The organism is Sulfitobacter sp. (assembly GCF_036960155.1).
GTDB lineage: Bacteria > Pseudomonadota > Alphaproteobacteria > Rhodobacterales > Rhodobacteraceae > Sulfitobacter.
Genome location: NZ_JBALWB010000001.1, coordinates 549,772 through 563,741 on the forward strand (window position 1 = coordinate 549,772; position 13,970 = coordinate 563,741).

Annotated in this window: 13 protein-coding genes and 1 tRNA gene; all 14 read right to left on the reverse strand. The window is 51.8% G+C overall.

Annotation, left to right across the window (positions count from 1 at the left end):
• Nucleotides 1–5: 5 nt before the first annotated feature.
• Nucleotides 6–1,142: an ABC transporter substrate-binding protein gene (locus V7775_RS02730; RefSeq protein WP_335750325.1), complete on the reverse strand. Its 1,137-nt coding sequence runs from the start codon at nt 1,140–1,142 to the stop codon at nt 6–8.
• An 87-nt stretch (nt 1,143–1,229) separates the two neighbouring features.
• Nucleotides 1,230–2,867 (reverse strand): AMP-binding protein, encoded by a 1,638-nt coding sequence (locus V7775_RS02735; protein WP_335750326.1) that lies wholly within the window; start codon nt 2,865–2,867, stop codon nt 1,230–1,232.
• 2 nt (nt 2,868–2,869) lie between these two features.
• The gene (locus V7775_RS02740; protein ID WP_335750327.1) at nt 2,870–4,027 is read right to left on the reverse strand and encodes an acyl-CoA dehydrogenase family protein; all 1,158 of its coding nucleotides are present in this window, start codon (nt 4,025–4,027) and stop codon (nt 2,870–2,872) included.
• The gene (locus V7775_RS02745; protein WP_335750328.1) at nt 4,027–4,827 is read right to left on the reverse strand and encodes an enoyl-CoA hydratase family protein; all 801 of its coding nucleotides are present in this window, start codon (nt 4,825–4,827) and stop codon (nt 4,027–4,029) included. Before V7775_RS02745 ends, V7775_RS02740 begins: the two co-directional genes overlap by 1 nt.
• A complete protein-coding gene (locus V7775_RS02750; RefSeq protein WP_335750329.1) occupies nt 4,817–5,284 on the reverse strand; it encodes a MarR family winged helix-turn-helix transcriptional regulator in 468 nt (155 codons plus the stop codon). The genes V7775_RS02745 and V7775_RS02750 overlap by 11 nt, the downstream gene beginning before the upstream one ends.
• The gene (locus V7775_RS02755) at nt 5,281–6,024 is read right to left on the reverse strand and encodes an SDR family NAD(P)-dependent oxidoreductase (protein WP_335750330.1); all 744 of its coding nucleotides are present in this window, start codon (nt 6,022–6,024) and stop codon (nt 5,281–5,283) included. The genes V7775_RS02750 and V7775_RS02755 overlap by 4 nt, the downstream gene beginning before the upstream one ends.
• On the reverse strand, nt 6,021–8,318 hold the full coding sequence (locus V7775_RS02760) for a bifunctional salicylyl-CoA 5-hydroxylase/oxidoreductase (RefSeq protein WP_335750331.1): 2,298 nt from the start codon (nt 8,316–8,318) through the stop codon (nt 6,021–6,023). The genes V7775_RS02755 and V7775_RS02760 overlap by 4 nt, the downstream gene beginning before the upstream one ends.
• A 271-nt stretch (nt 8,319–8,589) precedes the next feature.
• Nucleotides 8,590–9,288 carry a 50S ribosomal protein L1 gene (rplA, locus tag V7775_RS02765; protein WP_335750332.1) on the reverse strand — a complete coding sequence of 233 codons (699 nt, stop codon included), beginning with the start codon at nt 9,286–9,288 and terminating at the stop codon, nt 8,590–8,592.
• Nucleotide 9,289: 1 nt separating this feature from the next.
• Nucleotides 9,290–9,715 carry a 50S ribosomal protein L11 gene (gene rplK, locus V7775_RS02770; protein WP_335750333.1) on the reverse strand — a complete coding sequence of 142 codons (426 nt, stop codon included), beginning with the start codon at nt 9,713–9,715 and terminating at the stop codon, nt 9,290–9,292.
• A gap of 907 nt (nt 9,716–10,622) precedes the next feature.
• A complete protein-coding gene (gene nusG, locus V7775_RS02775; protein ID WP_335750334.1) occupies nt 10,623–11,156 on the reverse strand; it encodes a transcription termination/antitermination protein NusG in 534 nt (177 codons plus the stop codon).
• Nucleotides 11,157–11,376: 220 nt separating this feature from the next.
• On the reverse strand, nt 11,377–11,574 hold the full coding sequence (secE, locus tag V7775_RS02780; RefSeq protein ID WP_298858298.1) for a preprotein translocase subunit SecE: 198 nt from the start codon (nt 11,572–11,574) through the stop codon (nt 11,377–11,379).
• A gap of 78 nt (nt 11,575–11,652) precedes the next feature.
• The gene (locus V7775_RS02785) at nt 11,653–12,420 is read right to left on the reverse strand and encodes a hypothetical protein (RefSeq protein ID WP_335750335.1); all 768 of its coding nucleotides are present in this window, start codon (nt 12,418–12,420) and stop codon (nt 11,653–11,655) included.
• Nucleotides 12,421–12,960: 540 nt separating this feature from the next.
• Nucleotides 12,961–13,036 (reverse strand) — tRNA-Trp (locus tag V7775_RS02790).
• A 186-nt stretch (nt 13,037–13,222) separates the two neighbouring features.
• Nucleotides 13,223–13,894 carry a CatB-related O-acetyltransferase gene (locus V7775_RS02795; protein WP_335750336.1) on the reverse strand — a complete coding sequence of 224 codons (672 nt, stop codon included), beginning with the start codon at nt 13,892–13,894 and terminating at the stop codon, nt 13,223–13,225.
• Nucleotides 13,895–13,970 lie beyond the last annotated feature (76 nt).

The following is a 13,970-nucleotide window of genomic DNA, read 5'->3' on the forward strand; positions in this document are numbered from 1 at the left end:
TTAACCTAGAATGAGCAATCGGCAGCGTATGCGTCGCTGTGATTTTCGAGGGCTACACCAATGATTTTGTTAGTGTACACGTCGCCTTCTTTGATCACTTCACGCGCATAGATATCTTGGATCGGATGGTGGTTTGGCCCGAATGCAAAATCGCCACGCGTGCTGTCAAAGTTGGCAGCCTCTAACGCGGCGCGGAATGCATCTGCATCGTCAGGATGCGCAGTTTCCAACGCCGAGATTAGCAAGTTGGCCGTGTCAAACCCTTGGCTGGCATACAGCGATGGAAGGCGCCCATATTCAGCCTTAAAGGTTTCGACAAATGCAGCGTTGGTCGCATTGTCGATGTCTTTATTCCATTGGCTGGTATTGATGACACCAAGCGCGGCATCACCGACCGCCTGCAAAATACCCTGATCAAAGGAAAACGCAGGGCCTACAACAGGAAGGTCAACGCCACTGTCAGCATATTGCTTCAAGAACGAGATCCCCATGCCACCGGGCAAGAAAAAGTAAACGCTGTCTGCACCCGAAGCACGGATTTGTGCGATTTCTGCGGCGTAATCTGTTTGACCAAGCTTGGTGAAGATTTCGCCTGCTAGCTCACCGTCATACATCCGTTTGTAACCAGTCAACGCGTCTTGGCCTGCGGGATAATTCGGGGCCAGAATAAAGCTGTTTTTGTATCCAGTGCCCTTTGCATATGCGCCTGCGGCTTCGTGCAAGTTGTCATTCTGCCATGCGACGTTGAAATAATTCTTGTGGCATCCCTTACCGGCAAGTGCTGAAGGTCCGGCATTAGGTGACAGGTAAAATTTACCTTGGGCTGTCGCACTTGGGATCACTGCCATTGCAAGATTGGACCAGATGATCCCTGTCATTACGTCGACTTTTTCAGACTGGATCATTTTATCAGCAAGTTGAACGGCAACATCAGGCTTGCGCAAATCGTCTTCGATAACGACCTCGATATCCGTGCGGTCAGATTGCTCAATGGCCAGCATAAATCCGTCGCGGACATCAATGCCCAATCCAGCACCGCCACCCGAAAGCGTGGTGATCATGCCAATCTTGACGCCCTCAGCGGATACGCCGCTAGAGAGTGCCGCTAGGGCCGTCGAAAGGATAAGTGATTTCAGTTTCATAGTAAGGTCCTCTGTTGGGAAGATTTGTCGTCTTAGGCATTTTGCCCTTATTTTTAGAAACGCCGCATCATCAAAATGACGCGATGATTAGTGTTGTGCTTGGTTGTCACCTCCGGGATTTAGCAAAAATCTCTGGATTTTCCCCGTTGCCGTCTTTGGCAAGGAACGTGTGAAGACAATGCTTCGCGGATATTTGTAAGGAGCGATCATGGACTTCACATGTTCCTGTAACGCTTTCACCTGCGCTGCGTCGGGTGCTGAATTTTCCAACAATACGACATGTGCTTCAACGATAAAGCCCCGTTCCGGATCGGGCGCAGCTATGACTGCACATTCTGATACTGTGTCATGAGCAAGCAGAGCAGCTTCCACCTCGGGGCCCGCGATATTGTAGCCAGAAGAGACGATCATGTCGTCATTCCGCGCAGAGAAATGGAAATAACCGTCCTTGTCATGAATGAAAGTGTCGCCTGAGATATTCCATCCATCAATTACATACTCTTCCTGTCGATGACCGCCCAAGTATCGGCATCCAGTCGGGCCTTTCAACGCAAGCCGTCCAGGAATTCCGCGAGGCTGCTCGGTTCCATCGTCTGCGATAACTTTGGCCAAATACCCAGTGATAGGCTTCCCCGTACAAGCGGGGCGATGATCATCAAACCGGTTTGAGATGAAAATATGCAACATTTCTGTGGCGCCGATGCCGTCCAACATTGGTTTGCCTGTCTTGGCGATCCATTCATCATAAACTGGGGCTGGTAGCGTTTCCCCCGCTGAGACAGCCGCCCTGAGAGACGACAAGTCTGCTCCCTCATCCATCGCGCGCAGCATCGCGCGGTAAGCAGTTGGCGCGGTAAAGCAAACTGTCGCGCGATATTTCTCGATGATCTCGATCATGTTGGGCGGGGACGCGTTTTCAAGTAGTGTCGCAGCTGCACCAAACCGAAGTGGGAAGATGGCAAGCCCACCAAGGCCAAAGGTAAACGCAAGCGGGGGTGAGCCTATAAAGATATCATCCGGCGTCACACCCAAAACTTCTTTTGCGTACCCATCTGCGATGATCAACAGGTCGCGGTGAAAGTGCATCGTCGCCTTTGGGTCGCCAGTTGAGCCAGACGTAAACCCCAGCAATGCAACGTCATCTTGCAATGTGGGTACGGCCTCAAACCTCACCGGCTTTTCCAATGCCAATCTGTCCAATTCAGCGTCATGATTGGACGTGCCATCAAAACCCATCACTCTTTTCAGCGTTGGATTGCTGGCCGCACATGCCTCTATCTCGTCCATCAAACGTGTGTCGCAGAGGGCAAAGGCAATCTGCGCTTTGTCTACGTATTTACTCAACTCTCCAGCGCGCAACATCGGCATCGTGTTGACCACCACAGCACCAACTTTTGTCGCGGCTAACCAACAGGCAACCATCGCGGGGTTGTTCGCCGATCTTATCAAAACGCGATTACCGGGTTGAAGGCCCATGTCATCCACCAGGACATGAGCAATCCGGTTGGTCCAATCGGTCAGTTCTTTGTAGGTCCGTCGGCGGCCATTCCCGATCAAAGCCGTATGGTCCCCAAAACCCTTTGTGACCATCATATCCGTCAACTCGGTCCCTGCGTTTAGTTGATCAGGGTAATTGAAACCGTCTAACAACAGTTCTGGCCACGTGTCGCTAGGGGGCAGGTTATCGTGGGTAAAGGTATCGGTATGGGCTGACGCATGAACCATGATTAAATATCTTCCTTATGGGCACCCAAGGTTTGCCGCGCGATAATGATCTTTTGAACATCCGAGGCGCCCTCGTAGATACGCAAGGCGCGGATCTCGCGATAAAGCCGTTCAACAGTCTGACCCGAGCGGACCCCGTCACCTCCATGAAGCTGTACAGCTTTATCAATGATCACCTGCGCCTGTTCAGTCGCAAACAGCTTGGCCATCGCGGCCTCGCGGGTAATGCGGGGCGCACCACTGTCTTTGGTCCAACCTGCGCGATAGATCAAAAGGGCAGCCGCATCGATGTCCAGTGCCATTTCCGCAATATGACCTTGAACCAGTTGCAGTTCAGCCAGGGCTTGTCCTTGTACCTGTCGTTTGGTCACACGGGTTAACGCCTCATCAAGGGCACGTCGTGCAAAGCCAAGCGCGGCTGCCGCGACGGTTGAGCGAAACACATCCAAAACCGACATCGCGATCGCGAACCCTTGTCCCGGAGCCCCAATCATATCAACGACAGGAACGCGGCAGTCTTTGAACTCTAGTGTCGCCAAAGGGTGCGGTGCAATCGTTTCTAACCGCTCCTTAATGTTCAAACCTGCGGTGTTTGCGGGAACAATAAAGGCTGACAAACCTCTAGCGCCGGGCGCTTCACCTGTCCGGGCAAAAACTGTGTAGACATCAGCAATGCCACCATTTGAGATCCAAGTCTTCTCACCATTCAAAACATAAAAATCACCCTCGCGGGTTGCCGTCATCGTCGAATTGGCGACGTCTGACCCAGATTGCGGTTCGGTCAAGGCAAAGGCCGAAATCGCACGGCCTGCCCGGGTTTGTGCGAGCCAAGTAGCCTTTTGCGCCTGCGTCCCGAACAGTGTAATTGCACCCGTGCCTAGACCCTGCATTGCAAAGGCGAAATCGGCCAATCCGTCGTGGCGCGCCAGTGTTTCTCGGATCAGGCACAAGGTCCGGACATCTAGCTTTCCGGCCTCTGATGCAGAATATTCCAACCAACCAGCGTCGCCCATCACCTTAACAAGGTTGCGACACGTCGCGTCTGTGTCACTGTGATCGAGCTGGGACAAATTGGCCTTGGCCCAGACGTCTAGCCTGTCGGCCAAATCACGATGGCTATCCTCAAAAAACGGCCATGTTAGGAAAGAACGATCTGCCATTAGTCACCTCCAAAAACAGGTTTTTCTTTTGCGACAAACGCGTCATAGGCCCGTGTGAAATCATTGCCCTGCATACAAAGCGCTTGAGCTTGCGCCTCGGCCTCAATCGCCTGATCGATGGTCATGGACCATTCTTGGGCCAACATCGTTTTGGTAATAGAATTGGCAAACGTCGGACCTGCAACAATTCGTTTCGCCATATCAGCAGCCGCTGTTTCCAATTCATCGGCTTGGACGACGGTGTTGAAGAAACCCCAGCGTTCACCTTCGTCTGCCCCCATTGAGCGGCCAAGATAAAGCAGCTCCGCCGCACGGCCTTGTCCGATAATACGGGGAAGGATGGCGCAGGCGCCCATGTCACATCCTGCCAGACCTACACGGTTGAATAGGAATGCAACCTTTGCAGTTGGGCTCGCAATACGAAGGTCAGAGGCCATCGCAATGATAGCACCCGCACCAACGCAAATCCCGTCAATCGCTGCGATGATTGGTTTTCCACAATGTATCATCGCTTTGACCAGATCACCGGTCATGCGTGTGAATTGCAAAAGCTCTTTCATCGACATTTTGGTCAACGGACCAATGATGTCATGAACGTCGCCACCCGAGCTGAAATTCCCACCGTTCGATCCAAAAACCACCGCATGGACATCATCGGCATAAACCAGATCGCGAAACCAGTCGCGCAGTTCGGCATAGCTATCAAACGTCAGTGGGTTTTTCCGGTCAGGCCGGTTCAAGTTTATAAATGCGATCCCGTCAGAAATTTGGCATTGAAAATGTTCTACGTCACTGCGCATCGGTTTCCCCTTCTGTTTTTCCAAGCAAAGAATGAAGGACGGCAGCATCAGCGGCGTCCAATCCTTGCAAAAGCTCATCAAGCCACGCCTCGTGTGCTTGCGCCAATTCCGCAAAGGCCGCCTGCCCAGCAGCCGTCAGGCGCGCCAACTGCGCACGACGATCACCGGGGACAGCCACGCGCAATGCATGTCCATCATTTGTAAGGCGATCCACGATGCCAGTCACGTTGCCGTTGGAAACGCGCAAAAGATCGGAGAGTTCGCTCATTTTTAGTCCGTCAGGGAACCGTGACAGCGCGGCCATTACGTCAAAACGGGGTAACGTGGTCGCAAATTTATCGCGAAAACGTCGCCGAAGCTCCCCTTCGATCCTACTGCTGGTCTTTAGGAGCTTTAGCCACAGGCGCAGGCGTGTTTTTGACATTGGCTCTGTTAGAGTTTCTCGTTGAGGGGTCATATCTCTCCTCCCGAAAGGGTAAGGGCATGCCCATTTACTGAACGCGCCGCGTCCGAGCAAAGCCAAAGGGCAGTACCGGCGACTTCATCAGTTTGAATAAATCGCCCTTGTGGGTTGTCCGCTTTCAAGGTTTGTGCTGCATCTTCTGCGCTCATACCTGTAGCCTTAGCGATATTCGAAATGGAGCGCTCCAACAGAGGGGTTTCTATAAACCCCGGACAGATCGCATTTACGGTGACGCCTGTGCGTGCCAATTCCCTTGCCAATGATCGTGTCAGCCCAACAACAGCGTGCTTGGCTGCGCAATACGCACTGACATAAGGATATCCACGCAAACTGGCGGTCGAGGCAATTGCAATCATGCGGCCCCAGCCCGCCGATTTCATGTCAGGTAACACAGCTTGCCAACAATTGACGACACCACCCAAGTTGACAGACATCATGTCATTTAGGGCGTCAGGTGTAAGTTTCGCAAATGGGATGCTTGATGCAGCCCCGGCGTTGGCCACCATAACCGAAACAGGACCGTGGACAGCGCGTGCTGCATCAAAAGCTGTCTTGACCGCTTCGGGGTCGGTGACGTCACAAACCTGATAAGGCAGGCCCTGCTCTATTAAACTTTCTGCAGTGCGGCCCATGATCGTAACCAGCGCTCCGGCATCGGCAAATTGGCGAGCTGTTTCTGCGCCAACACCAGTCCCGCCGCCCGTTACGACAACATGTTTGCCAGAAATGTTCATACCTTATCAGCCATTTCTGCCTCACGGTCAGCAAGCCGCCAAAGTTGATCCCGACCCGCCTCGTATGGTTTAGCCCAATCCGTAGCTGCGCGATCGCCAATTTTTGCGGCCTCATGTAACGTCCAATTGGGGTTTGCCAAATGCGGGCGACCAATGGCCACCAAATCAGCGCGCCCCGCCATTAAAATCGAATTGGCGTGATCGGCTTCATAGATATTTCCCACGGCCATAGTGCGCAGGCCCGCCTCATTGCGGATCAAGTCTGAAAAAGGCGTCTGGAACATTCGGCCATAAATGGGTTGTCCATCGACTGTTGTTTGACCAGCAGAGACATCGATAAGATCGGCACCCGCTTGTGAAAACATTTTGGCAATCTCAATCGCCTCATGCGGGGTTACGCCATCTTCACCAACCCAATCATTTGCCGATATGCGTACCGACATCGGTTTGTTGACAGGCCAAACACCGCGCATGGCAGTAAAGACCTCTAAGGGCCAACGCATCCGGTTTTCTAAGCTGCCGCCATAAGCGTCAGTGCGGGTGTTCGAAACAGGTGAAATGAACGACGACACCAAATACCCGTGCGCAGCATGCAGTTCAATCATATCAAAACCAGCGCAATCAGCCATTTGCGTTGCAGCGACAAATTCCGCCTTCACTTGATCCATTTCAACCAGTGATATTTCACGCGGAGCCGCGTTGTCTTTGGACCAAGCAATTGCGGAGGCGGATACAGTCTCCCAGTTGCCTGAAGCCAGCGGCGCATCCATGCCTTCCCACCCGATATTGGTAGAGCCCTTGCGCCCAGAATGACCGATCTGGCAGCAGATTTTGGCATCTGTCTGGCAGTGGACAAACGTTGTCAACCTCGCCCAACCAGCTTCGTGCTCAGGGGCATAAAGCCCTGGACAGCCTGGCGTGATCCGCCCTTCAGCGCTGACACAGGTCATCTCCGTATAGACCAGACCCGCGCCGCCCTTTGCGCGCTCGCCATAGTGGATCAGATGCCAGTCATCAGGGGTGCCATCTGTGGCTTTATACTGGGCCATGGGCGAGACAACGATACGGTTCTTAAGTTGCATGTCGCGCATCTTGAACGGTGTGAACATTGGTGCACGCAATGGCGCATCCACGGGCAATCCAGCTTGGTCCATAAACCAACGTTCTGCCGATCCAAGCCACTTTGGATCACGCTCACGTAGGTTTTCATGGCTGATCCTTTGGCTACGAGTCAGCATGGAGTAATTTAGTTGAACCGGATCCAATTCAAGATAACGCTCCACCTGTTCGAACCATTCCAGCGAATTGCGCGCAGCAGATTGCAGACGCAAAACTTCTAGCTGTCGTTCATCTTCATACGCAGAAAATGCGTCCTCAAGGCTTGGTTTTTCATGGATCAGCCTTGCAAGTGAGGCAGCACTCTCTAGCGCGAGCTTACTTCCTGATCCAATTGAGAAATGGGCCGTCGCAGCAGCGTCACCAAGCAGCACAACATTTTCATGGCTCCACTTTTCGCACATGACACGGGGGAAGCGAATCCAAGCGGACCCTCGGATGTGATTGGCATTTGTCATTAGGGGATGCCCCCCTAAGTGATCTTTGAAAATATCTTCGCAAGTGGCGATACTTTCTTGCTGCGACATCTCGCCAAAGCCCCACGCGTCAAATGTTTTTTGGGTACATTCCACGATGAAGGTCGCGGTGTTTTCATCGAATTGATAGGCATGAACCCAAACCCAGCCATGCTTTGTTTCTTCAAAGATAAAGGTAAACGCATCCTTGAACGTCTGATGTGTCCCAAGCCAAACAAATTGACATAGCCGCTCATCCACATCTGGCTTGAAGGTATCCTGATAAAGCGTCCGAGTGTGCGAATTCAGTCCATCGCATGCGACCACAACATCATATTCAGTACGGTAAGTTTCCGCACTCTCCACTTGTGTTTCAAAGCGTAGATCGACACCCAATTCGGAGGCGCGTTCTTGTAATAGCATCAGTAACTTTTTTCGACCGATCCCACAAAAGCCATGCCCTGTAGACACCATCCGCTCACCTCGAAAATGCAGGGCGATGTCGTCCCAATAGGCAAAGTGCTCACGGATTGTATCTGCACTTTCGGGATCATTTTCATGTAGATTGTCGAGGGTCTCGTCAGACAGAACAACACCCCATCCAAAGGTGTCGTCAGCCTTATTACGTTCGAAAACTACAACCTCACAAGCTGGATCGTGCAACTTCATAGAGATGGCAAAATATAGACCTGCAGGTCCACCACCAAGGCATGCAATTTTCATGATACAACATCTCCAGTTTCGGTTCTGAAGAAAACATGACTCGGAATTTTATTTATTTCAAGTTTAAAATTTTAAACCTAAAGAACTTATCGCCAAGCTGACCTGAAGCTACAAACAACTCATTTGCTATTTAGGAACGCTTTTATCGTTGATGCCCCAGTTACCTTGTTCATGTCAGGAGCAAGCGAGAATGCACACATCTCAATTGAGTCCCTCAACGAAAAAGGGCGCCCCTTTCGGGACGCCCTTCACATCTTGTTAGAACAGCCGCTTATTCAGTAACAGCGTTGTCCACAGAAACAGTCACACATGGGCCCATTGTGGAGCTCAGCGCGATTTTCAGCATGTAAGCACCTTTGGCGCCAGCAGGACGGGCTTTTGCAACTGCGCCAATAAAGGCACGGATGTTTTCAACCAGTTTAGCTTCGTCGAAGGATACTTTGCCAACGCCTGCATGGACGACACCGCCCTTTTCAGCTTTGAACTGTACTTCGCCGCCCTTGGCCGCTGCAACAGCTGCCGCAACGTCCATGGTCACTGTACCAACTTTTGGGTTTGGCATCAGGTTACGTGGGCCAAGTACTTTACCCAGACGACCAACAACGGGCATCATGTCAGGTGTTGCGATGCAACGATCAAAGTCGATCTTGCCGCCCTGAACGATTTCCATCAGGTCTTCTGCGCCGACGATATCAGCACCGGCAGCTGTTGCTTCGTCGGCTTTTGGGCCGCGTGCAAATACTGCAACGCGAACGTTTTTGCCTGTGCCGTTTGGCAAGCCAATAACGCCGCGAACCATTTGGTCTGCGTGACGTGGGTCAATGCCAAGGCTCATTGCGATGTCGATGGTTTCGTCGAACTTGGTGTTCGAGTTACCTTTGATCAGCGCAACTGCTTCTTCAACAGTAACGTTTTCTTTGCCTGCGAATGCTTCGCGTGCGGAGCGGGTGCGTTTTCCAAGTTTAGCCATCTTACTTAACCTCGATGCCCATGGACCGTGCTGAGCCCAGAATGATTTTCATTGCCTGTTCCACATCGTTTGCGGACAGATCGACCATTTTGGCTTCTGCAATCTCACGCAACTGCTTGCCAGTAATGGTGCCAACAGTTTCACGTGACGGCGTTTTCGCGCCAGATGTCACTTTAGCTGCTTTTTTCAGGTAGTAGGACGCTGGTGGCGTCTTGATGTCCATTGTGAAGGACTTATCCTGATAATAGCTGATCACGGTCGGGCACGGTGCGCCCGGCTCTAGGTCTGCTGTCTTGGCGTTGAACGCTTTACAGAATTCCATGATGTTAATGCCGCGCTGACCCAGCGCTGGACCCACAGGTGGGGATGGGTTTGCTTGACCCGCTTTAACTTGCAACTTCATCGTACCGACGAGTTTCTTGGCCATTGGCCTTCTCCTTTGTCATCGGCAAGGTTTCCCCTGCCCTACAAGACCCTAACGCGTTGAGGTCCATTTTCTAGCGTGGTCTGGTCTGATGCGCGCGCGCATCTCGCCTCCCACAAACGATTCGCCGCGTGGCAATGCCAAGTGACGCAAGAGCTCGCGTCCTAGGTCACTTTCCAAGTAAGATCAAACTATATCTTCGTAGGAATTGAGACCCCGCTTGGGCTTTGCAAAAGAAGGTACTGTTCATAATGTGCAAACCGTTGTCGGTATGGACACCGAAATTCCGCCCCAAAGGCGCCCCATTAGTGAGTATAAGAGAGGCCACCAAAGACATCACTGAAGGAATACGAATGAGCTCCAATTCCCTTACATCACCGAACCCCGTCCTCGTCATTGCTTATTGGAGCAACCTCTCGCTGTCTATCATTGCTCTCTTATTGTCTGGTATTTTCGGATTACTTTTACTGGGAAGCGAAAGCTCCAGCGCGCCGAACTTCTGGGTGGCGACTGGCCCCTTTCTGTATACCGCAATCACATGGGTGTACTTGGATATTTTATCACAAGCGCTAAGACGACCCTCAGAACAAAGATCGCTATTGTGGCTACTTGCAGCACTTGTTTCCGGCTCTGTTGCTTTGGTCGTATATGTGGCTGTAGTTTCCCAAATGAGCCATGGCCCAAGTCCAATTTTTCTGGTTCCGCTTGCCATCGGTAGCATATCTTTTATTGCTGTGTGTCGCATTGCACTAGAAAAAGCGCTCCTCCAGAGGCGCAAGCGGGCCACCTCCGGGATATAATTACAATAACCTCGAAGTCGTGGATCAATATGCAACCGCAACCCTAAACGCAAAAGACGCCGCAGCTTTCGCTACGGCGTCGAGAAATACTATTGTCAGGCTATGCGTGATTAGACTTGTTTGTTCACCTGAGTGAAGTCCAGCTCAACTGGCGTTTCACGACCAAAGATCGACACCATAACTTTAAGCTTCTGGTTATCTTCGTCAACTTGCTCAACCATGCCGTCGAAGTCTTCGAACGGACCATCAGCAACTTTAACGCGCTCACCGATCTCAAAGTGGATAAGTGTACGAGGTGCTTCTTCGCCTTCTTGAACGCGGCCAAGAATCGCAATCACTTCGGCATCGCGCATCGGCATTGGGCGGCCCTGCGGCCCCAAGAATCCTGTGACGCGGTTGATTGAGTTGATCAGGTGATAGCCACGATCAGACATTTCCATGTGGACCAGAACATACCCGGGCATAAAGCGGCGCTCGGTTGTGACTTTCTTACCGCGACGGATCTCTATCACCTCTTCGGTAGGCACCAGCACTTCGTCGATTTGGTCTTCGATATCAAGTTCCGCAACAGTTGTGCGAATTTGCTCGGCTATCTTTTTCTCAAAGTTGGAAAGGACACTGACCGAATACCACCGTTTTGCCATTTGATCTTTTCGTCCTTGTCCTGAGCGCCTGTGCGCTTACGAATTCATAAATTACTCAAGAGCTTGCGCTCTGCTATCCCTGATCGAAGTCACTGCGCGACTCGAATCAACGCAGACTACCAAGGGACAGGCTTGCGGACTAGACCACACGCCATAAGGATTCAAGTGTTTGCGAAGATATTTGCGGGCAAAATTGCCCGATTCGCGCTTTTGACTGGCCTTAGCCAAACATGTTGAGCACGTACTGCAGCCCACCACGGATCACGATATCAACCAGCGCAAAGAACACAGCCGTAAGGGCTGCAAGGATAAATACCATAACGGTGGTAAGCATCACTTCGCGACGCGTAGGCCAAACGACCTTCGCCACTTCGGCGCGGACTTGCTGAATAAACTGAAGCGGATTGGTGGTGGCCATGGATCACATCCTGAATTGTCGTGTTAGATGCATCTAGCCGCTGCCGCGCAGTGTTTCAAGACTGCAATTAGGTCGCGATCACGCGCCTTTTTCGTTCAACCCTGCCAAACGGCGCTCTAACGCTTCGCCGTGGCGCGCGTCGGCCTGCGCCAGATCGCCAAAATCGGGCAAATACAAGGCGTCGACAGTTCCTTCGGGGAAGCGATCCAAAATAGAATCCCACCGCACGGCAAACCGATCCAGACGCGCATGAATAGCAGCAGCACGTCTTGGTCTACGGTTCGCATACCAACGGCTGATTTTCACCACACCCTGCCAAAACCCATCATATCCGGTAATTAAAAAGACACCCGTCAGAATAGTAATAGACAAGAACAACAAACCCAGAACCAACCAAGGGCGCGTCACGACAATTAAGGCTATGACAGCCAGCCCGATATGCACCGGAGTCGGGCGGTAAGCACGAAAGCGATCGACTATCGTATTGCCGCCACCTTTGCTTTTTTTCGATTTTTCACTGGAGACCACAGGCTTTGAGTTGGCCAGCTTGGGGACAACCGATTTACGCCACAGCGAAAAACTACGTTTTGGCTTTGCAGCAGTCGAGCCACCTTCCGCGTCGGTGTCCGCATTTTGCAACGGAGGGAATGCATCCGCCTTACGACGAACGGGAGCGTCATTTATTGCAGTTTCCGCATGCTGGTTTGCAGTCCGTGGCGTCTTCTGACGCGGGGCAGGCTTATCTTCCTCTGTGAGGATCGACCGGATCGCATTGAGCGAATCCAAGTCAAGCTCAACTTCGGATGCGCGGGCATCCTGAGGCGATGTAATTTTGGTTGCTGTCATCTATCCATACCAACTGCGCTAATGTGTTAGGCACTCTATTTCCCAAGCTTATGTGGCAGTTGAATGGTCCCTTTGTGGTAGGAGATTGTCATTGTCTCGGTTTACGCGCTAACGCTCCTTGGCCTTGCAAATCCAAACAAGAAAACCAAACCTATAGAAACAATAGGATCACGGAAAATTTACGGTATTATCCTTTGGTGACAATTGGATACTCAGCATCTTACTTGTTTTCCACCTCACCTTTGGTGAAGAAGTAAATTAAACTTGTCAGGCTTTGGCCGTATGAAACGTTTCGCTTGCAGCCCAAGCAAGCACATGATCCGAACTCAAAGCTGGTTATTTAAGGAGGACAGACTTCCCAGAAATAGTCACTACTTCCTGAAACTGGATAGATGGCATTTGATGTATGCCCACGCGCTGGCTCATACTGTGAATTTCTGATTAACAGCCACCAATTGCCCATTGCGCGCCAAATAGTCGAGACCGCCAGCAGGCGAAACCGCTCAACTACCGCTAAGTAGCATGATTATGTTGGTGAATTGGCAGGGGCTAAGAGACTCGAACTCTTGACCCTCGGTTTTGGAGACCGATGCTCTACCAACTGAGCTAAACCCCTATGCCGAGGCCGTGGGTATTCTGGATTGCCCAAAGGATCAAGAGCGATCAGGCCCATCATGAAGGAAAATCACTTACGGTGTTTCAAAGCCCACCATTTTTGGCCGGAACAGGGACCCAAATGGTGCAAATCTGGGAAAGATTTAGCCACTCACCCTTCAGGGCAACAGAATCGGGAGCAGTGGAATCAAAACGATTCTGATGCCACCGCCACGAGGGCCTCCACATCACCATCACAGATCAGTGCTTCATTCTCCAAAATCAGATCAATGGGCCAGTCCCACCACTTAAGCATTTCCAAGGTTGCGATTTGCGCAGCCCCAAATCGGTGGCGCACGACCCTCGCCGGATTACCAATAACGATCGTGTAAGAAGGCACTTGTCCCGCGACAACAGCACCCGCCCCGATGATAACACCATTCCCTATTCTGGCCCCCGGCAGGATGCGCACTCCTTGTCCTATCCAAACGTCATTTCCGATCACGGTATCGGGTCCTGCACCGGGCAAGGATGGGCGCTCCTCCTTTGAGCCGGAGCCAAATATCGCAAATGGAAAGGTGGATATGCCGTCATACCTGTGATTGGCAGAGGCGGTAATAAACTGCGCCCCATCCGCAATTTGGCAAAACTTGCCTATGACAAGCCGCTCGGGGCTAAACTCATATAGATAGGGCGCAAGTCTAGCCGCCCAGTCGTCTGGTGCCGCATGCGCGCTAGCATACGTGTAGATGCCAACCTCCATGCGCGGGTGATCAACGGCTGCAGAAAGAAAGACTGTGCCTTGATGCGTGCTGCCATCGGGCAAAGAAACTGGGTGCTTTTGGCATGGGTCCGGAAATGAATTCGGTGAGCTAGGCATAAGATGTCCTCTCTTACGCTCAGGTTTGCACGCTGATGAGCAAAAAGCCAAGCCACGCGGCCCAGCAAGCAGAAAG

What these genes read in the sequence shown, in the direction of transcription:
- V7775_RS02730 (WP_335750325.1), bottom strand. Translation starts at nt 1,142, where the DNA reads ATGAAACTGAAATCACTTATCCTTTCGACGGCCCTAGCGGCACTCTCT.
- V7775_RS02735 (WP_335750326.1), bottom strand. Translation starts at nt 2,867, where the DNA reads ATGGTTCATGCGTCAGCCCATACCGATACCTTTACCCACGATAACCTG.
- V7775_RS02740 (WP_335750327.1), bottom strand. Translation starts at nt 4,027, where the DNA reads ATGGCAGATCGTTCTTTCCTAACATGGCCGTTTTTTGAGGATAGCCAT.
- V7775_RS02745 (WP_335750328.1), bottom strand. Translation starts at nt 4,827, where the DNA reads ATGCGCAGTGACGTAGAACATTTTCAATGCCAAATTTCTGACGGGATC.
- V7775_RS02750 (WP_335750329.1), bottom strand. Translation starts at nt 5,284, where the DNA reads ATGACCCCTCAACGAGAAACTCTAACAGAGCCAATGTCAAAAACACGC.
- V7775_RS02755 (WP_335750330.1), bottom strand. Translation starts at nt 6,024, where the DNA reads ATGAACATTTCTGGCAAACATGTTGTCGTAACGGGCGGCGGGACTGGT.
- V7775_RS02760 (WP_335750331.1), bottom strand. Translation starts at nt 8,318, where the DNA reads ATGAAAATTGCATGCCTTGGTGGTGGACCTGCAGGTCTATATTTTGCC.
- rplA (WP_335750332.1), bottom strand. Translation starts at nt 9,288, where the DNA reads ATGGCTAAACTTGGAAAACGCACCCGCTCCGCACGCGAAGCATTCGCA.
- rplK (WP_335750333.1), bottom strand. Translation starts at nt 9,715, where the DNA reads ATGGCCAAGAAACTCGTCGGTACGATGAAGTTGCAAGTTAAAGCGGGT.
- nusG (WP_335750334.1), bottom strand. Translation starts at nt 11,156, where the DNA reads ATGGCAAAACGGTGGTATTCGGTCAGTGTCCTTTCCAACTTTGAGAAA.
- secE (WP_298858298.1), bottom strand. Translation starts at nt 11,574, where the DNA reads ATGGCCACCACCAATCCGCTTCAGTTTATTCAGCAAGTCCGCGCCGAA.
- V7775_RS02785 (WP_335750335.1), bottom strand. Translation starts at nt 12,420, where the DNA reads ATGACAGCAACCAAAATTACATCGCCTCAGGATGCCCGCGCATCCGAA.
- V7775_RS02795 (WP_335750336.1), bottom strand. Translation starts at nt 13,894, where the DNA reads ATGCCTAGCTCACCGAATTCATTTCCGGACCCATGCCAAAAGCACCCA.